The sequence below is a fragment of the Microbacterium sp. AC215 genome, assembly GCF_979258645.1.
The window spans coordinates 617681-634855 of sequence record NZ_OZ409869.1 but is presented as its reverse complement, the minus strand read 5'-3'; the positions used below and the strand labels follow the sequence as shown (position 1 = coordinate 634855).

Annotated in this window: 18 protein-coding genes and 1 tRNA gene; 14 read left to right on the top strand and 5 right to left on the bottom strand. The window is 68.0% G+C overall.

The window, feature by feature from the left end; translation table 11 throughout:
- Positions 1 to 2 precede the first annotated feature (2 nt).
- The 3 genes from ACZZZF_RS03320 to ACZZZF_RS03310 are packed head-to-tail and all read left to right on the top strand — an operon-like array spanning position 3 to position 2481.
- Positions 3 to 1151: an acyl-CoA dehydrogenase family protein gene (locus ACZZZF_RS03320; protein ID WP_230100808.1), complete on the top strand. Its 1149-nt coding sequence runs from the start codon at positions 3 to 5 to the stop codon at positions 1149 to 1151.
- A gap of 47 nt (positions 1152 to 1198) precedes the next feature.
- Positions 1199 to 1678: a MaoC family dehydratase gene (locus ACZZZF_RS03315; protein ID WP_463497039.1), complete on the top strand. Its 480-nt coding sequence runs from the start codon at positions 1199 to 1201 to the stop codon at positions 1676 to 1678.
- Positions 1675 to 2481, top strand: coding sequence for an HpcH/HpaI aldolase/citrate lyase family protein (locus ACZZZF_RS03310; RefSeq protein WP_463497037.1), 807 nt, complete (start codon positions 1675 to 1677; stop codon positions 2479 to 2481). The genes ACZZZF_RS03315 and ACZZZF_RS03310 overlap by 4 nt, the downstream gene beginning before the upstream one ends.
- A gap of 26 nt (positions 2482 to 2507) precedes the next feature.
- Here the strand turns inward: ACZZZF_RS03310 and ACZZZF_RS03305 are convergent, their stop codons facing one another.
- Positions 2508 to 3095 (bottom strand): histidine phosphatase family protein, encoded by a 588-nt coding sequence (locus ACZZZF_RS03305; protein WP_463497035.1) that lies wholly within the window; start codon positions 3093 to 3095, stop codon positions 2508 to 2510.
- The gene (locus ACZZZF_RS03300; RefSeq protein ID WP_463497034.1) at positions 3092 to 3931 is read right to left on the bottom strand and encodes a Sir2 family NAD-dependent protein deacetylase; all 840 of its coding nucleotides are present in this window, start codon (positions 3929 to 3931) and stop codon (positions 3092 to 3094) included. The genes ACZZZF_RS03305 and ACZZZF_RS03300 overlap by 4 nt, the downstream gene beginning before the upstream one ends.
- Before the next feature lie 98 nt (positions 3932 to 4029).
- Between ACZZZF_RS03300 and ACZZZF_RS03295 the strand changes: the two genes are divergently transcribed.
- Positions 4030 to 4833 (top strand): TrmH family RNA methyltransferase, encoded by an 804-nt coding sequence (locus ACZZZF_RS03295; protein WP_463499907.1) that lies wholly within the window; start codon positions 4030 to 4032, stop codon positions 4831 to 4833.
- An 18-nt stretch (positions 4834 to 4851) separates the two neighbouring features.
- On the opposite strand, the gene ACZZZF_RS03290 is transcribed toward ACZZZF_RS03295, so the two are convergent.
- A complete protein-coding gene (locus tag ACZZZF_RS03290; RefSeq protein WP_053096053.1) occupies positions 4852 to 5679 on the bottom strand; it encodes an SGNH/GDSL hydrolase family protein in 828 nt (275 codons plus the stop codon).
- A 147-nt stretch (positions 5680 to 5826) separates the two neighbouring features.
- On the opposite strand from ACZZZF_RS03290, the gene ACZZZF_RS03285 reads away from it, so the two are divergent.
- Together ACZZZF_RS03285 and ACZZZF_RS03280 are read left to right on the top strand one after the other, a co-directional pair.
- Positions 5827 to 7569, top strand: a complete 1743-nt coding sequence (locus tag ACZZZF_RS03285) for a DEAD/DEAH box helicase (protein WP_072591269.1) — start codon at positions 5827 to 5829, stop codon at positions 7567 to 7569.
- 126 nt (positions 7570 to 7695) lie between these two features.
- On the top strand, positions 7696 to 8793 hold the full coding sequence (locus tag ACZZZF_RS03280) for a VIT1/CCC1 transporter family protein (RefSeq protein WP_072591270.1): 1098 nt from the start codon (positions 7696 to 7698) through the stop codon (positions 8791 to 8793).
- A 122-nt stretch (positions 8794 to 8915) separates the two neighbouring features.
- Here the strand turns inward: ACZZZF_RS03280 and ACZZZF_RS03275 are convergent.
- A tRNA-Leu gene (locus ACZZZF_RS03275) sits at positions 8916 to 8998 on the bottom strand.
- A gap of 113 nt (positions 8999 to 9111) precedes the next feature.
- Here ACZZZF_RS03275 and ACZZZF_RS03270 point away from each other — a divergent pair.
- Both ACZZZF_RS03270 and ACZZZF_RS03265 read left to right on the top strand, forming a co-directional pair.
- Complete coding sequence (locus ACZZZF_RS03270; protein ID WP_056278716.1) at positions 9112 to 10407, top strand: M20/M25/M40 family metallo-hydrolase; 1296 nt, start codon at positions 9112 to 9114, stop codon at positions 10405 to 10407.
- 45 nt (positions 10408 to 10452) lie between these two features.
- Positions 10453 to 11277 (top strand): undecaprenyl-diphosphate phosphatase, encoded by an 825-nt coding sequence (locus tag ACZZZF_RS03265; RefSeq protein ID WP_053096057.1) that lies wholly within the window; start codon positions 10453 to 10455, stop codon positions 11275 to 11277.
- Between the two features lie 18 nt (positions 11278 to 11295).
- On the opposite strand, the gene ACZZZF_RS03260 is transcribed toward ACZZZF_RS03265, so the two are convergent.
- Entirely contained in the window at positions 11296 to 12144 is an 849-nt protein-coding gene (locus ACZZZF_RS03260; protein WP_463497031.1) for a PAC2 family protein, read from the bottom strand.
- 91 nt (positions 12145 to 12235) lie between these two features.
- On the opposite strand from ACZZZF_RS03260, the gene ACZZZF_RS03255 reads away from it, so the two are divergent.
- From ACZZZF_RS03255 to tatA, 6 genes are read left to right on the top strand one after another with little or no spacing between them, the layout of a single operon-like run.
- Entirely contained in the window at positions 12236 to 12919 is a 684-nt protein-coding gene (locus ACZZZF_RS03255) for an HAD family hydrolase (RefSeq protein WP_072591272.1), read from the top strand.
- Positions 12916 to 13935, top strand: a complete 1020-nt coding sequence (locus tag ACZZZF_RS03250) for a tRNA (adenine-N1)-methyltransferase (protein WP_053096060.1) — start codon at positions 12916 to 12918, stop codon at positions 13933 to 13935. Before ACZZZF_RS03255 ends, ACZZZF_RS03250 begins: the two co-directional genes overlap by 4 nt.
- 10 nt (positions 13936 to 13945) lie before the next feature.
- Positions 13946 to 14863, top strand: coding sequence for a hypothetical protein (locus ACZZZF_RS03245; protein ID WP_053096061.1), 918 nt, complete (start codon positions 13946 to 13948; stop codon positions 14861 to 14863).
- Entirely contained in the window at positions 14863 to 15858 is a 996-nt protein-coding gene (locus ACZZZF_RS03240) for a helix-turn-helix transcriptional regulator (RefSeq protein WP_187249637.1), read from the top strand. Before ACZZZF_RS03245 ends, ACZZZF_RS03240 begins: the two co-directional genes overlap by 1 nt.
- Positions 15855 to 16844: a helix-turn-helix transcriptional regulator gene (locus ACZZZF_RS03235; protein ID WP_295102627.1), complete on the top strand. Its 990-nt coding sequence runs from the start codon at positions 15855 to 15857 to the stop codon at positions 16842 to 16844. Before ACZZZF_RS03240 ends, ACZZZF_RS03235 begins: the two co-directional genes overlap by 4 nt.
- Before the next feature lie 27 nt (positions 16845 to 16871).
- Positions 16872 to 17129 (top strand): Sec-independent protein translocase subunit TatA, encoded by a 258-nt coding sequence (gene tatA, locus ACZZZF_RS03230; RefSeq protein ID WP_053096064.1) that lies wholly within the window; start codon positions 16872 to 16874, stop codon positions 17127 to 17129.
- Positions 17130 to 17175 lie beyond the last annotated feature (46 nt).

The following is a 17175-nucleotide window of genomic DNA, read 5'->3' as shown; positions in this document are numbered from 1 at the left end:
CGATGCATGAGCTGACCGATGAAGAGCGCGAACTCGCGGCGATGGTGCGCGAGTTCGCCGAGACGGTCGTCGCGCCGCAGTCCTACGAGGCGGACCGCACGCACACGCTGTCGATGGACGTGGTCGCCCAGATGGGTGACCTCGGGCTGTTCGGCCTGCCGTTCCCCGAGGAGTACGGGGGTCAGGGCGGCGACTACATGGCGCTGGGCATCGCGATCGAGGCGCTCGGACGCGTCGACCAGTCCATCGCCATCACGCTCGAAGCCGGAGTCAGCCTCGGTGCGATGCCCGTCTTCCGCTTCGGCACCGAGGAGCAGAAGCAGGAGTACCTGCCGGACCTGCTCGCCGGCCGAGCGCTCGCGGGCTTCGGCCTCACCGAGCCGGAGGCCGGGAGCGACGCGGGAGCGACCCGGACCACCGCCCGGCTCGACGGCGACGAATGGGTCATCGACGGGTCGAAGCAGTTCATCACCAATTCAGGAACGCCCATCACGCGTTTCGTCACGGTCACCGCGGTCACCGGGAACGAGGGGGGCCGCAAGCAGATCTCAACCATCATCGTGCCCAACGGCACACCCGGTTTCACCGTCGAGGCGCCGTACGACAAGGTCGGGTGGAACGCGTCCGACACGCATCCGCTCAGCTTCACCGGGGCACGGGTCCCCGCCGGCAACCTCCTGGGCGAGCAGGGGAGCGGCTTCCGCAACTTCCTGAGCATCCTCGACGAGGGCCGCATCGCGATCGCCGCGCTGTCGACCGGCGCCGCGGAGGGCTGCCTCGAGGCAGCCGTCGAGTATGCGAAGAGTCGCACCATCTTCGGCAGCGCCCTCAGCACGCGACAGAACGCGCAGTTCACCCTCGCGCGCATGCGTGCCCGAGTGCACACGGCACGGCTCGCCTGGCACCATGCGGCACGGCTCCGTGACGCCGGGCGGCCGTTCGCGGAGCAGGCGGCGATCGCGAAGCTCGTGGCGGGCGAGGCCGCGATGGACAACGCCAGGGACGCGACGCAGATCTTCGGCGGCAACGGCTTCATGAACGAGTTCCCGGTGGCCCGTCACTATCGCGACTCGAAGATCCTCGAGATCGGCGAGGGCACCACCGAGGTGCAGCTCCTAGTGATCGCGCGAGCGCTGGGGCTCGCCGGGTAGCGTGGCAGGATGCCATCCGCTCAGCGAACCGAGGAGGTGAGGTGATCATGCACGACATCGTCCAGCGCGGTCTCTTCTTCGAGGAGTTCGTCACCGATGCCCGGTATCTTCATCGCCCTGGGCGCACCGCGACCGAGGCCGACAACGTCCTCTTCACGACGCTCACGATGAACACCCAGGCGCTGCACCTCGACGCCGCCTTCGCCGATGGGCAGCAGCCGTTCGGTGCGCGTCTGATCAACTCGATGTGGACGCTCTCGACCATGGTCGGGGCATCCGTCGCGCAGCTCACGCAAGGCACCCTGGTGGCTCAGCTCGGGTTGGGCGAGATCGCCTTCCCGCATCCGCTGTTCGCCGGTGACACGCTGTACACCGAGACCGTGGTCGTCGACAAGCGGCTCTCGACGTCGCGAGCGAGGCAGGGGATAGTGACCATCGCGCATACCGGACGCAACCAGGACGGCACAGTCGTCGCCACCGCGACCCGAACAGTGCTCGTGCACTGCCTTCCCGAGGGGGAACGATGAGCTTCGATCTCGGACCGGCACTGCTCTTCTGCCCTGCCGATCGACCCGAACGGTTCCGCGGCGCCCTCGAGAAGGCGGACGCTGTCATCCTCGACCTCGAAGACGCGGTGCTGGCCGAGGCGAAGGCCGCAGCTCGCGACAATCTCGTCGATGCCGACCTGGACCCCGATCGAGTGATCGTCCGCGTGAACGCACCGGGTTCCGACGCCCTCGTCTCAGACCTCGCCATGCTCTCTCAGACCGACTTCCGCACCGTGATGGTCGCGAAGACCGAGAGCGCTGAGAGCCTCACCGCTTTCGACGAGAGGTTCTCGTTGATCGCCCTGTGCGAGACGGCGAAGGGGATCCACGCGGCAGATCGCATCGCAGCACATCCGCAGGTCGTCGCGATGATGTGGGGCGCGGAGGATCTCGTCGCCTCCCTCGGCGGCACATCGAGCCGCACACCGGAGGGTGGCTATCGAGACATCGCGCGCTATGCCCGCTCCCGCGTTCTCCTCGAAGCGGGGGCACAGGGCAAAGGCGCCATCGACGCCGTGCACATCGAGATCGGCGATGTCGCAGGTCAGGAGGCCGAGGCTGTCGACGCTGCCGCGTCCGGGTTCATCGCGACCGCGTGCATCCACCCGAGTCAAGTGGCGGTCATCCGCGCGGCGTACGCTCCGGACGACGCGACGCTCGAGTGGGCCCGCCGGGTTCTCGCCGCCTCAGCGAGCGAGCGAGGAGTGTTCCGCTTCGACGGACGCATGATCGACGAGCCCGTGCTGAGGCATGCTCGGTCGCTGCTCGGTCGCACCCGCTGATCGAACGATCTCCCGCGGTCGGTCGTTCAGACCAGGATCGCCTGGTCGATGAGACGCAGAGATCCGGGGGAGGCCTCGAAACGGTGGGCGGAACCGTTCGCGAGCACCTCGCCGACGCGCGGCAGCGTGCCGCCCGAGACGTGGTTGATCAGTGACCGGATCACGCCGCCGTGCGTCACGACGATGACGGACTCCGCCACCGGTGCGGAGCGACGGCGAGCATCGCGGGCGATCGCGTCGAGGGCGACCAGCACCCGTTCGGCGACACCTTCCAGGGTCTCCGCGCCGGGAACCGGCGAGAGCCAATCGCCGTACTTCTCGATGTAGTCGGAGACGAGCATGCCCTCGCCCTCACCGAACTCGCGCTCGCGCATGTCCGGCACCAGCACGGGAGCCCCGAGGCCCAGGCTTTCGGAGATGATCTCTGCCGTCTCCCGCGCCCGCTTCAGCGGGCTGGCGTAGATCGAGTGATGTGTCACGCCCTCGAGACGATCCGCGGCGGTCCGTGCGTCCGCACGGCCCTTCTCGTTCAGGGGGATGTCGGTGGAGCCCTGGATCCGTCGGGCGAGGTTCCAATCCGTCTGGCCGTGGCGGATGAGCGTGAGCAGAGTCATTCGAGGAGCTCCTGGATCGCGGGGAGCACGTCGCTGGTGCCTGCGGCGATGGTGGCATCGGCCCAGACATCCGCGCGCGTCGGCTCGCGGTTGATGATGATGAGGGGGATGCTGCGGCGTCGTGCGCGCTCGACGAGGCGCACACCGGAGTTGACGACGAGGGATGAGCCGGCGACGATCAGCGCATCGCTCGCCCGGAGCAGCGACTCCGCGGCCTTGAAGCGCCCCTGCGGCACGTATTCGCCGAAGAACACGACGTCGGGCTTCAGCATCCCTTCGCACACCGTGCACACCGGCACGATGAAGCCGTCGGTGCTCTCGGGGAGCACGTCGCCGTCGGGAGCGAGCGCCACGTTCTCGGGGACGGAGATCCAGGGATTGCGCTCTTCGATCTGCACTGCGATGTCGCGGCGATCGAAGACCTGGCCGCACTTCAGGCAGAGAACCCTGCGCATGGTGCCGTGCACTTCGATGACGTGCGAGCTGCCCGCGCGCAGATGCAGTCCGTCGACGTTCTGGGTGATGACGCCGGTGACGTGTCCGGAGGACTCCATGGCGGCGAGAGAGAGATGGCCGGGGTTCGGCTCGGCGCGGGCGAACGCCCGCCAGCCGAGATGCCCGCCGACCCAATAACGACGCCGCGCCGTCTCATCGGCCAGGTACCGCTGGATCGTCATGGGATCAGTCCGGTTGCGTGACCCTTCGCCGCGGTAAGCGGGGATTCCCGAGTCCGTGGAGATCCCGGCGCCGGTGAGCAAGGCGATCTTTCGACCGTGCAGGAGTTCGGCGGTGCGAGCGATGGTGGTCGACAGTTCGACCGGACTCGATGCGCTCACAGGACCTCCCTCTGCGAGTCTACGGCGTGCGCAGGCCCGCTCGACGCGTCGCGGCCGACCGCGACGGCGACTCGGAGAGCGATGGCAGACTGGGGCTCGTGGAACTGCTGCGCGTGACGAATCCCGATGATCGACGACTCGACGACTATCGCGCACTGACCGACACCGCGCTCCGAAGTGTGAGCGACCCGGCCGGCGGGCTGTACATCGCCGAATCGACGAAAGTCATCGCGCGAGCCGTCGCTGCGGGGCATCATCCGCGATCGGTCCTCGTTCAGGAGCGGCGGGTGGAGGACATCCGAGCGATCGTCGGCGAACTCGATGTACCTGTGTACGTCGTCCCGGACGACGTGGCGGAGGCGCTGACCGGTTTTGCCGTGCACCGGGGCACGATCGCCTCGATGCATCGTCCTGACCTGCCGACGGTGCGTGAGGTCATCGACTCCGCCACGCTCGTGCTGATTCTCGAGAACGTCGGCGATCACACGAATGTCGGCGCCGCATTCCGTGCGGCCGCCGCGCTCGGAGCGGATGCCGTGCTGGTGTCTCCCGGGGGAGCCGACCCCCTGTACCGGCGCAGCGTGCGCGTCAGCATGGGAACGGTGTTCCAGGTGCCGTGGACCCGGATCACGGACTGGGCGTCCGCCGTCACCGACCTTCATGCCGCGGGGTTCGACGTCGCAGCCCTCGCGCTGAGCGACGACGCGGTGACTCTCGACGCCTACGTCGCGTCCCGCCCCGAGCGCGTCGCTCTCGTCATGGGATCCGAAGGCGACGGACTCTCACGCACCGCCCTCGACGAGGCAGACACCGTGGTGACGATTCCCATGTCGGGAGGCGTCGACTCGCTGAACGTGGCGTCTGCCGCGGCCGTGGCGCTGTGGGCGCTCGGACGCCGCTGACGGGATGAGATGAGATGGTCAGTCGGACGACGGGAAGATGATCGGCGAGGGCTCGGGACGCTTCGCGACGATGTGATCACCGGATGACTCATGGCGAAGACGCCGCAGCACCCACGGAACCAGATGCTCCCGCGCCCAGCCGAGGTCTTCGGAGCGCGCCTCCCGCCAGGTGCGCAGCGGAAGCGGCTCGGGCTGCATGGACTCGAGGTCGTTGGGCACGTTGAGCGCGCGCAGCGCCATGCGGGCGACCTCATGATGGCCCAGCGAGTTGTAGTGCAGACGGTCGTCATCGAAGAACCGCATGTCCTGCACGACCTTGAGCGCCCACTGGTCGGCGACGATGCAGTCGTGGCGCTCGGCGATCGCGCGGACGTTCTCGTTGTAGATCGCGACCTTGCCGCGGAACGCTCGGAAGACAGGAGTGAAGGCGGTGTCGATCCCGGTGAACAGCAGCACGGCGGCACCCGTCGACGACAGGCGTGCGACGGCGTCCTCCAGCTGGACGGCGATGGCGTCGGGGTCGGTGCCCGGACGGATCACGTCGTTGCCGCCCGCGCAGATCGAGATCAGGTCGGGATGCAGCGCCACGGCGGGTTCGATCTGGTCGCGCACGATCTGGGCGATCAGCTTGCCGCGCACGGCGAGGTTGGCGTACGCGAAGTCGTCGACCTGACGCGAGAGCACCTCGGCGACGCGGTCGGCCCAGCCGCGGTGGCTGCCGGGCTGCGACGGGTCGGGGTCGCCGATCCCCTCGGTGAACGAGTCGCCGATCGCGACGAACCTCCGCCAGGGGTGCGGATTCTCGTTGTCGAGTTCCGGGGTTCGGATCGAATCCTGGTCTGTCATCCAGCTCTCCTTCGCGAACGAACGCGGCCCATGTGGGGCGGCCACGCAGTGACCGAGCCTACTCGGGTGCGTGGGCTGTGGGGAGGACGCGCGCGGCGGATCGCGTGAGCGTGCCGAGTGTCGGCGGCAGCGATTATCGTTGACTCGATGCTTTCTCCGTCCTTCCCCCAGCGCGCCCCCTGGGGTACTGCGAACAAGCTGCGCGCCTGGCAGCAGGAGGCGCTCGAACAGTACTTCCAGGCGGATCAGCGTGACTTCCTCGTCGCGGCGACACCCGGTGCGGGCAAGACGACCTTCGCGCTCACCCTCGCGGTCGAGCTCATGCGCATGGGGGAGGTCAACCGGATCATCGTGGTCGCGCCGACCGAGCATCTCAAGACGCAGTGGGCCGATGCAGCAGCGCGGGTGCACATCCGTCTGGATCCCCGGTTCCGCAACAGTCATTGGGCGCCGGCGCGGCATTACCACGGCGCCGTCGTGACCTACGCGCAGGTCGCGGCGAAGTCGTCGGTCCACCGTCATCTGACCGAGGATGCGAAGACCCTCGTCGTCCTCGACGAGGTGCATCACGGCGGAGACGCCCTCAGCTGGGGTGATGCGATCCGAGACGCGTACGGGCCGGCGAAGCGCCGACTGCTGCTGTCTGGAACGCCCTTCCGCAGCGACACCGCACCGATCCCGTTCGTGGAGTATCACCCTGACGAGTCCGGTGCACGGATCTCCCGCACCGACTACAACTACGGCTACGGTCGCGCCCTGGCCGACGGCGTCGTCCGCCCCGTGCTGTTCCACATGTACGCCGGCAAGATGCGATGGCGCACGAGCACCGGAGACGAACTCGAGACGCATCTCGGGCAGGACAACACCAAGGACGTGACCTCGCAGGCCTGGCGCACGGCGCTCGACCCCGAGGGCGAGTGGATGCCGGCTGTGTTGTCCGCAGCCGATCGTCGTCTGACCGAGATCAGGCATCACGTTCCGGATGCCGGCGGCCTGGTGCTCGCGACCGATCAGACCGTCGCGCGTGCCTACGCCAAGATCCTGCACAGCATCACCGGTCAGCAGCCGACGATCGTCCTGTCCGATGACGCGACGGCCTCCGAACGCATCGAGAAGTTCAGCAACAGCGAGGACCGCTGGATGGTCGCGGTGCGCATGGTGTCCGAGGGGGTGGACGTGCCGCGCCTCGCGGTCGGCGTCTACGCCACGTCGTCGTCGACGCCGCTGTTCTTCGCTCAGGCCATCGGCCGATTCGTGCGAGCACGCCGCCGTGGCGAGGCCGCGAGCGTATTCCTCCCTCAGGTGCCGGTCCTGATGGGTCTCGCGAACGAGATGGACAAGCAGCGCGATCACGCGCTCGACCGTCAGTCGAAGGACGACGACGGGCTCGAGGACTCGCTGCTCGACTCCGCGAACCGCGAGGACGACGCGTCCGACGCGCTGACCCAGGAATTCAGCTATCAGGCGCTCTCGTCGGTGGCCCACTTCGACCGGGTCGTGTTCGAGGGCCAGGAGTTCGGTCAGCTGGCCGAACCGGGCACCCCCGAAGAAGAGGAGTTCATCGGCTTTCCCGGTCTTCTCGAGCCCGAGCACGTGCACGAGCTCCTGATGCAGCGACAGGCGCGGCAGACGCGACTGCGAGAGACGAGAGAAGCCGAGGCGGGTCCCACCGAGACGACGACGCTCCCTGCGCCCCTGCACCGCACGCTGCGCGAGCAACGGCAGCTGCTGAACAGCCTCGTTGGGCTGTACGCCCGTCAGAAGGGCGAACCGCATGGTGCGGTCCATGCCGAGCTGCGCCGGATCTGCGGCGGACCAGCAGTCGCCCAGGCGACCGTGACGCAGCTGCAGTCCCGTATCGACGTACTCCGCAAGCGCGTCCGCTCCTGAATCCTGGCGTCGGTTCGGAGACCCGAAAAGCTGGCAATACCGTCGCCGGGTGCGATGGAGACGGGCTCCCGAAGCTAGCGTTGAACGGTTGCCCCCGAGAACGGGGACCGTCGATCAGGAGACTTCATGACAGCCCCCGCTGCCGCCGAGCCCACCGCCGCAGACCGCCGCCGCTGGGCGCGGTACCTCGTCGAGGAACGCGCCGAAGGACACGTGTACCAGAAGCTCGCGAGCCGACGCACGGGGGAGGAGCGTGAGATCCTTCTCAGCCTCGCCGACGCCGAGCGGCGCCATGAGCAGCACTGGCTCGATCTGCTCGGCGCGGAACCGGTCCGATTGCCACGCGCCGGCATCCGCTCCCGCCTCCTCGGCTGGATGGCGGGCCGCTTCGGATCCATCTTCGTGCTGGCCCTCGCGCAGAGCGCCGAGGCACGTTCACCGTACGACTCGGAGCAGTACGCGACGCCGGCGATGCGCGCTGACGAGAAAGTGCACTACGAGGTGGTTCGCGGTCTCGCTGCGCGGGGCCGGCGTCGCCTGTCGGGCTCGTTCCGCGCAGCGGTCTTCGGGGCCAACGACGGCCTCGTGAGCAACCTCGCGCTCGTGCTCGGCATCGGCGCCACGGGCGTCAGTTCGGGTTTCGTCCTGTTCAGCGGCATCGCAGGCCTGCTCGCCGGCGCGCTGTCGATGGGAGCGGGGGAGTTCGTGTCCGTGCGGTCTCAACGAGAGTTGCTCGCGTCGACGGAGGCCAACGAGGATGCTGCCGCATCCGCCGCCGACCTCGACATCGATGAGAACGAGCTCGCTCTGGTATACCGGGCGCGCGGGATCGGCCAGCAGGAGGCTCTGGAGCGCGCACGGCGCATCGTCGATGCCGCGCGCGCCGGCGTGGAACGCACCGCCACAGGGCCGGTCCACGTCCACGCCGGAGACGACCACGAGATCGTCGGCAGCGACTGGACCGCTGCGATCTCGAGCTTCCTGCTCTTCGCATCCGGCGCGATCATCCCCGTGCTCCCGTGGCTCTTCGGGCTCGAGGGGACCACAGCGGTGGTCGTCGCTCTCGTGCTCGTGGGCATCGCGCTCCTGTCGACGGGAGCGATGGTCGGCATCCTGTCCGGAGGGCCGCCCCTGCGTCGTGCGCTGCGTCAGCTGGCGATCGGTTTCGGAGCCGCAGCGGTCACGTACGTGCTCGGTCTGGTGTTCGGCGTCGGCGCGGTCTGACAGGCGCCGGCCCGACCGCGTCGGACAGGACTCGACGATCCACGCGAGTCCTGTCCGATGACACGGCGACATCGGAAACGAAGAAGGCCCCGGATATCATGTGGATATCCGGGGCCTGTCTGTGCGCGGAGGGGGACTTGAACCCCCACGCCCTTACGGGCACTACGACCTCAACGTAGCGCGTCTACCATTCCGCCACCCGCGCAGGTGTTGGATGTTCGTTGCCGAACGAAGATTTACATTAGCACGAGCTTCGGGGCACTCAGAAACCGACGGCGACGCCCGGGCGCGCCACGGCCTTTCGATAGCCTGGACTCCATGACTGACGTGTCTCTGCCCGAGGTGGTTCGCATCGCGCGCGACCTGATCCGATTCGACACCTCGAACTTCGGCGGGGGCAACGCGAAGGGCGAGCGGGAAGCGGCCGAGTACGTCGGCGCCTATCTGCAGGATCTCGGCCTGGAAGTCGAGTACTACGAGCCCATCCCGCGGCGCACGAACGTCATGGCGCGGGTGCCCGGACGCGACCGGAGCAAGCCGGCGCTCGTGGTGCATGGCCACCTCGACGTCGTCCCGGCCATGGCCGAGGACTGGACCGTCGATCCTTTCGCGGGCGTCGTCAAGGACGGCATGCTCTGGGGGCGGGGCGCCGTCGACATGAAGAACATGAACGCGATGATCCTGACGGCGGTCGGCGACCTGCTGCGAGCGGGCGAGCAGCCCGAACGCGACCTGGTGCTCGCCTTCTTCGCCGATGAGGAGAACGGCGGAGTGGAGGGATCGGCTCTCGTGGTGCAGAACCGCCCCGAGTGGTTCGAGGGCGCGACCGAGGCGATCAGCGAGGTGGGCGGCTATTCGATCACGGTCGACGATCGCCGCGCCTACCTGCTGCAGGTGGGGGAGAAGGCGCTCATCTGGATACGCCTCGTGGCGAAGGGCCGCGCCGGCCACGGAAGCCGTCTCCACGATGACAATGCGGTCACGAAGCTCGCGGAGGCCGTGGCGGCCCTGGGGCGCACGCGGTGGCCCCTGCGACTCACTCCCACCACCGAGGCACTGCTGCAGGGCTTGAGCGATCTCACCGGGCGCTCCGTCGACGACCCGGATGCCCTCGCGGCGGCTGCGGGGCCCGCCGAGGCCTTCCTCCGTTCGTCGTTCCGCACGACGACGAACCCGACCGCCCTGTCCGCCGGATACAAGCACAACGTGATCCCCGAGCGTGCCGAGGCGCTGATCGACGTGCGGGTGATCCCCGGAACTGAAGACGACGTGCTCGCCGAGTTGCAGCAGATCGTCGGCGACGAGATCGAGATCCAGACGGTGGTGCGGGACATCGGCATGGAGACGCCTTTCGACGGCGAGCTCGTCGAGGCGATGGTCGCGAGTCTCGGCCGGCATGACCCCGGCGTGCCGGTCATCCCGTACCTGCTGGGTGCAGGAACCGACAACAAGGCGCTCGCATATCTCGGAATCACCGGGTACGGGTTCGCGCCGCTGCGGCTTCCCGCAGACCTCGACTTCACCGGGATGTTCCACGGGGTCGATGAGCGGGTGCCCGTAGAATCGCTTGTCTTCGGTCAGCGGGTGCTGGCCGATCTGCTGCGCACGTATTGAGCTCTCGGCTCCACGTCCGCGCACCACGACTCAGAAAGCTCCTCCATGCACTTGTTCGAAGCGCTCATCCTCGGCATCGTCCAGGGACTCACCGAGTTCCTCCCGATCTCCTCCAGCGCCCATCTGCGCATCCTCGGCACCTTCCTGCCGTCGGGCGAGGATCCCGGCGCCGCGTTCACCGCGATCACCCAGATCGGCACGGAGGCGGCGGTCGTGGTGTTCTTCTGGCGCGACATCGTGCGGATCATCGCGCAGTGGTTCCGGTCGCTGACCGGCAGGGTCCCGCGCAGCGATCCGGATGCGCGCATGGGATGGATGATCATCATCGGCAGCATCCCGATCGTGGTCCTGGGGCTGCTCTTCCAGGACCAGATCGAGACCGTCTTCCGCTCCCTCTGGATCGTCGCGATCATGCTGATCGTCTTCGGCATCCTGCTCGGGATCGCCGACCACGTCGGCGCGAAGCGGCGCAAGCTCGATCAGCTCACCTACCCGCACGGCATCGCGTACGGCTTCGCGCAGGCTCTGGCGCTGATCCCCGGAGTCTCGCGCTCCGGTGGAACGATCACGATGGGACTCTTCCTCGGCTACGAGCGTGCCGCTGCCGCTCGCTACGCGTTCCTGCTCGCGATCCCCGCCGTTTTCGGCAGTGGCTTCTACCAGGTGTTCAAGAGCTGGGACGAGCCGTCGTTCTTCTCCTTCGGAGACACGCTCGCGGCGACGGGCATCGCATTCGTCGTGGCGCTCGGCGTGATCGCCTTCTTCATGAACTACATCTCGAAGCGGAGCTTCCTGCCGTTCGTGATCTACCGCATCCTCCTGGGCACCGTCCTCCTGGTGCTGCTGGGGACCGGCGTCATCGCGGCGTGATGACGAGGGCCCCGGCGACTACCGCTTGTGGTCGCCGGGGCCGTCGCCACGGCGCTTGAGATAGCGCTCGAAGGCCTGAGCGATGGCATCGCCCGACGCATCGGGGGAGTCCCACGTGTCGCGCGTGCGCTCGAGCTGATGGATGTACTCGGTCATGTCCTCGTCGTCCGCGGCGGCGGCATCGATCGATGCCTCCCAGGCGGCGGCCTCGGTGCGCAGGTGGTCTCGAGGCACATCCACGCCGGTCAGCTCCTCGAGCCGATCGAGAAGAGCGAGGGTCACCTTGGGCGACGGCGTGGCGGAGGCGACGTAGTGCGGCACGCTCGCCCACAGACTGGCGGTCGGAATGCCGGCGCTCTCGGCGAAGTGCTCGATGACGCTGAGAATTCCGACGGGGCCTTCGTAGAGCGAGCGCTCGAGGCCGTGCGCCTCGCGGACCTGCCCGTTCTGGCTCGAGGCGAAGATCGAGATGGGGCGGGTGTGGGGCACGTCGGAGAGCATCGCGCCGAGCGTCACGAAGCCCGTGATGTCGTCGCGGAGAGCGACGTCGATGAACTCCGACGCGAAAGCCTGCCAGGTGCGCGCAGGCTCCACGCCCGTGAGGATCCAGAACTCGGGACCGGGACCGGGGTCGCGCGGGCGCCAGAGTCCGGCTTCGGGCCAGGTGAGCTGGCGACGCCCTTCGGCGTCCATCTTCGTCGCAGGGCGCGTGTACTGGTAGTCGAAGTACAGCTCCGGGTCGATCGAGTGCACGAGGTCGTAGTCCGTCGTCTCGCGCAGTGCGGCGACCGCGCCGCTCGCGGCTTCCCCTGCGTCGTTCCACCCGTCGAAGGCGACGATGACGATGCGTGAACCGAGGCCATCCATCGTGGGCTCCCTTCGTGGATTCCGGATCGGTATCCCTCCAGGCTAGTCCGACGGCGCGGGGACGGGGTGGAGCCACGGGTAACATGGTTCGGTGAGCAGACAGCCCCGCGCGATCCTCTGGGACATGGACGGAACACTCGTCGACACCGAGCCGTACTGGATGGCGGCCGAGACCGCGCTGGTCGAATCCTTCGGTGGCACGTGGACCCACGAGGATGCGCTTCAGCTCGTCGGCAACGGACTCATCGACAGCGCGATCATCCTTCAGAACGCGGGCGTCGACATGGATGCCGAGGCGATCATCTCGCTCCTCACCGACGGCGTGCAGGATGCACTGCGCACGCAGGGAGTGCCCTTCCGGCCCGGCGCCCGCGAGCTGCTGCAGGACCTGAGGTCAGCGGGGATCCCCACAGGACTCGTCACGATGTCGCTGCGTCGCATGGCGCTGAGCGTCGTCGACCTGATCGAGTTCCAGGCCTTCGACATCGTCGTCGCCGGCGATGATGTGACCAACCCGAAGCCCCACCCCGAGCCTTACCTGCACGCGGCATCCCTGCTTGAGATCGACATCGCCGATGCTGTGGTCATCGAGGACTCGCCGACCGGGCTCCGCGCGGGCATCGCATCCGGCGCCGTCGCCCTCGGCGTGCCGCACATCGTCTCGCTCGATCACGTGGGCGCGCATGAGCTGTGGCCGAGCCTCGAGGGGCGCACCGCCGCCGACCTGATCGAACTCTTCGACCGAAAGACCTCCATGACGGGAGCCACCCGATGACCGACACCACCTCACAGCGGCCGAGCGGGCCGTTCCGCGAGGGCGATCGGGTGCAGCTGACCGGCCCCAAGGGTCGCCTGCACACCGTGACCCTCCGAGAGGACGGCGAGCTGCACACGCACCAGGGCGTGCTCCGGCACCGCGACCTCATCGGTCTGCCCGACGGCTCAGTGGCCGCGAACAGCTCGGGGCACGAGTACCTCGCGCTCCGGCCTCTGCTCCGCGACTTCGCGATGTCGATGCCGCGCGGCGCCGCGATCGTCTACCCCAAGGACGCCGCGCAGATCGTGATGCAGGCCGACATCTTCCCCGGTGCCGTCGTCGTGGAAGCGGGTGTCGGGTCCGGTGCCCTTTCGCTCTCGCTCCTGCGGGCCATCGGTCCGGTCGGCCGGCTGGTGTCGTTCGAGCGTCGTGAGGACTTCGCCCAGGTCGCACGGGGCAACGTCGAGACCTTCTTCGGCGAGACGCCGGACACCTGGGACGTCGTGGTGGGAGATCTCGCGGATGCGCTGCCGGCGGAGTTCCCGGCGGGCACGGTCGACCGTGTCGTACTCGACATGCTCGCGCCGTGGGAATGCATGGATGTCGTCGCCGACGCACTCACCCCCGGCGGCGTCGTGCTGTGCTACGTGGCCACCGCCACGCAGCTCTCGCGGGTGGCCGAGTACATCCGGAGCACGGGCCTGTTCACGGATCCCGAGGCGTCCGAGACGATGGTTCGCGGCTGGCACGTCGAGGGTCTCGCCGTGCGGCCCGATCACCGGATGGTGGCGCACACCGGCTTCCTCCTCACGGCTCGTCGGCTGGCGCCGGGCGCCGTGGCCCCTCAGGTGAAGCGTAGGGCATCGAAGAGCAGCTACGGCGATGCGGATGTCGAGGCGTGGACGCCGGGGGCTGTCGGCGATCGCGAGATCAACGACAAGAATCTGCGCAAGCGGGCGAGAGAGGCCGCGAAGGCCGCTGAGGGCGCCCGTCTCGCCGCCGGTTCGCGCGAATCCGAGCCACCGACGGAATAGACTGGAGCGCGTGCGTAAAACGTCCGCCGTTCTGGCAACCATCAGCCTCGCCGTCCTCACTCTGACCGGATGCGCCTCGGCGCCCTCGTTCGCCGGTGATGCGTGCGATCGGGCGGCGGCATCGACCGCATCCGTGAAGGATTCGGTCACCGTCGAGGGCGACCTCGGAGAGGCTCCGGACGTCACCGTGTACAGCCCGGTGAAGGCGGACGAGACGTCCTTCGCCGACGTGGTGACCGGCGAGGGAAACACCCTCACCACCACCTCCCAGCCGATGGTGCTCGACATCGCCTTCTATGGCGGCGAGAGCGGCGAGAAGCTGTACGAGTCCGAGTTCAACGGCGACCCGAGCCGTGTGCACAGCATCTCCTACTGGGCAGAGCGGTCCGCCGGTCTCGAGACCGTGTTGGAGTGCGCGACCGGAGGCAGCCGGATCGTCGCGGTGCTGACCCCCGAGGACTTCGGCGAGGCGAATGTCGAGGCGTTCGGTCTCGAAGAGGATGAGAACGTGGTCGCCATCATCGACCTCCAGGATGTCTACCTCGCTCACGCCGAGGGCTCATCGCAGTTCAACGACGCCCGGGGCCTGCCGACCGTCGTCCGCGCTCCCGATGGCACCCCCGGAGTGATCATCCCCGACAGCGACGCCCCCACCGAAACCGTCACTCAGACGCTCATCAAGGGTGACGGGGAGAAGGTCGAGAAGGAATCGACCATCGTGACCAACATCATGGCGCTCGGATGGGACGACAAGACGGTCACCTCGAGCACGTGGGGTGCCGAGCCCAACATCGGCCCCGCAGCGAAGGAGCTCGTCGGCGCGACGGTCGGCTCCCAGCTCCTGGTCGTCGTGCCCGAGGCAGACGGAAACCCGGCGACCGCTATCGTGGTCGACATCCTGGGCGTCGTTCCCGTCCCGGAGCAGTGATGGCGGCCCGTATTCCCGCGGAAGAGCGCCTGACGAATCTCGTCGTGGCGCTCATGGCCACGGAGATCGGGCTCACCAAGCAGCAGATCCTCGACAACGTGTCGGGTTATCGTCAGCGCGCCGATGCGGGCGTGCGCTCGGATGCACTCGAGAAGATGTTCGAGCGCGACAAGGATGAGCTGCGCACTCTCGGCGTCCCCGTCGAGACGATCGGGGATCAGGCCGATCCGAATGACCTCCGCGAAGCGCGATACCGTATTCCGCAGGCGGAATACGACCTGCCCAGCGATATCGAGTTCACGGCCGCCGAGCTCGCCGTGCTGCAGTTGGCGGGGAGCGTGTGGAGCGCCGAGTCCGCATCCGGCGACGCCAAGGCCGGCGTGCGCAAGATCCGGGCGCTCGGGATCGACGGCGACGAACCGATCATCGGGTTCGCGCCGCGGATCACCGCGCGCGATGCCGCTTTCCCTCCATTGCAGGATGCGATCGAGAAGAGCCGCGTGGTCGTCTTCGACTACCTCAAGCCGGGGGAGGGCGCACCGCGGCGCCGCAGCATCCGCCCGCTCGCACTCGTCGACTATGAAGCGAGATGGCACGTGTTCGGCGTCGATGTGGACATCGAGCAGGACCGCATGTTCCTGCTCAGCAGGATCGTCGGCGATGTGAAGATCACGGCGAAGGCATTCGACCCTGCGCTGCGCGAGGGCGCGGGGGAGCGTGCCCTGGCCGGTCTCGAGCGCGTCGCCGCTCAGAACTCTGCGCTGCTCGAGGTCACACCCGGCACCGAGGCGTCGCTGCGGCTCGGCCGCCGGGCGACTCCGGCGGCGACCCAGGGCATCCTCGTCCCGTTCGTGGACCTGCACATCTTCGCCGACGAGCTCGCGTCGTACGGTCCCGAGGTGCGGGTTGTCGAGCCTGCGGAGCTCCGCTCGGCGGTCGTCGATCGCCTGACCGCGGTCGTGGCGACGAATTCGGATGAGGGGGAGGTCCGATGAGCGCCCAAGGCAAGCCGCTGCTCGCCGCCGACCGAGTCCGCGTCTATCTGACTCTGGTGCCCTATCTCCTCGAGCACGGACAGGTCTCGCTCGCCGAGGCGGCTGCCGAGTTCGGTGTGACCTCGACGGAGATGCGGCAGATGGTCGAGAAGCTCACGGTCATCGGACTGCCCGGTGATTCCGGCTTCTGGCAGCAGCCGCAGGAGATGTTCGACATCAACTGGGACCTCCTCGACGAAGAGGACATCATCGAGATCACCAACGACGTCGCTCTGCGCCGGGTTCCTCGATTCACGGCCCGAGAAGCCGCCGCGCTCCTCGCGGGCCTGCAGATGGTCGCCGCCGTGCCGGCGGTCTCCGACTCGGGATTGGTCAGCGGCCTCATCTCGAAGCTCTCGCGCGGCGCGGCCGATGCGCCGGCCGAGGTCGTCGTCGCGCCGAGCGCCGTCGACGAGGTCCGCCAGGTGGTGTCGAGGGCCGTGCAGAACGGCGTCGCCGTGTCGTTCACGTATCAGGCGCCCGATGCCGCGCCCACGACGCGCACCGTGGATCCCGTGCAGGTGCTCATCACCAACGCGCAGTGGTATCTGCAGGGGTGGTGCCACATGCGACAGGCCATGCGCACCTTCCACCTGGATCGCGTGAGCGATGCCCGGCTGACCGACATCCCGATCACGCACGCGGGCGAGCACGTCCCTGAGGCCTTCTCGGCCGTCGAGGACGAGGGGGAGGTGCGAGTGCGGGTGCCCGAGCGGATGGCGCCCCTGCTCGGAGACTTCCTGACGGCCGACAACTCCGACGCCAGCGATGGGATCGTCACCGTTCGGCTGCATCTCGCAGACCCTCGGGGAGTGAAGCGACTGGCGGCGAAGTTCGGCGGCGCCCTCGAAGTGGTGGATCCCGGGGTCGCTCGAACTGCGGCGCGGGAATGGGCTGCGGCCGGACTCGCCCTGTATCGCCACCCCGAAGGCGACAACGCCCGTTAGACTTTCACCAAACGACGAAGGAGAATCATGGGCGCTTTCGGTTGGCCACATCTGCTGATCATCCTCGCCGTCATCCTGCTGCTCTTCGGTGCGGCGAAGCTGCCGGCACTGGCGAAGAGCCTCGGTCAGTCCGCCCGGGTGTTCAAGGGCGAGATGAAGGCGATGAAGAACGAGGACGCGACTGATGCCGCAGATCCGGCATCCCCGACCACCACGACCTCGGTCGCAGACACCACGGTGACGGCTCGCGACACGGATCCGGGTCAGCCTCCTCGATCCGCCTAGTTCGTGTCCGCTCTCGATTCCGCCGACCAGGAGACGCCGGGCCGTG

Coding starts and splice junctions, on each gene's coding strand:
- ACZZZF_RS03305 (WP_463497035.1), bottom strand. CDS start 3,095: ATGACTCTGCTCACGCTCATCCGCCACGGCCAGACGGATTGGAACCTC.
- ACZZZF_RS03265 (WP_053096057.1), top strand. CDS start 10,453: ATGCACTTGTTCGAAGCGCTCATCCTCGGCATCGTCCAGGGACTCACC.
- ACZZZF_RS03310 (WP_463497037.1), top strand. CDS start 1,675: ATGAGCTTCGATCTCGGACCGGCACTGCTCTTCTGCCCTGCCGATCGA.
- ACZZZF_RS03235 (WP_295102627.1), top strand. CDS start 15,855: ATGAGCGCCCAAGGCAAGCCGCTGCTCGCCGCCGACCGAGTCCGCGTC.
- ACZZZF_RS03290 (WP_053096053.1), bottom strand. CDS start 5,679: ATGACAGACCAGGATTCGATCCGAACCCCGGAACTCGACAACGAGAAT.
- ACZZZF_RS03285 (WP_072591269.1), top strand. CDS start 5,827: ATGCTTTCTCCGTCCTTCCCCCAGCGCGCCCCCTGGGGTACTGCGAAC.
- ACZZZF_RS03250 (WP_053096060.1), top strand. CDS start 12,916: ATGACCGACACCACCTCACAGCGGCCGAGCGGGCCGTTCCGCGAGGGC.
- ACZZZF_RS03320 (WP_230100808.1), top strand. CDS start 3: ATGCATGAGCTGACCGATGAAGAGCGCGAACTCGCGGCGATGGTGCGC.
- ACZZZF_RS03260 (WP_463497031.1), bottom strand. CDS start 12,144: ATGGATGGCCTCGGTTCACGCATCGTCATCGTCGCCTTCGACGGGTGG.
- ACZZZF_RS03280 (WP_072591270.1), top strand. CDS start 7,696: ATGACAGCCCCCGCTGCCGCCGAGCCCACCGCCGCAGACCGCCGCCGC.
- tatA (WP_053096064.1), top strand. CDS start 16,872: ATGGGCGCTTTCGGTTGGCCACATCTGCTGATCATCCTCGCCGTCATC.
- ACZZZF_RS03270 (WP_056278716.1), top strand. CDS start 9,112: ATGACTGACGTGTCTCTGCCCGAGGTGGTTCGCATCGCGCGCGACCTG.
- ACZZZF_RS03240 (WP_187249637.1), top strand. CDS start 14,863: ATGGCGGCCCGTATTCCCGCGGAAGAGCGCCTGACGAATCTCGTCGTG.
- ACZZZF_RS03315 (WP_463497039.1), top strand. CDS start 1,199: ATGCACGACATCGTCCAGCGCGGTCTCTTCTTCGAGGAGTTCGTCACC.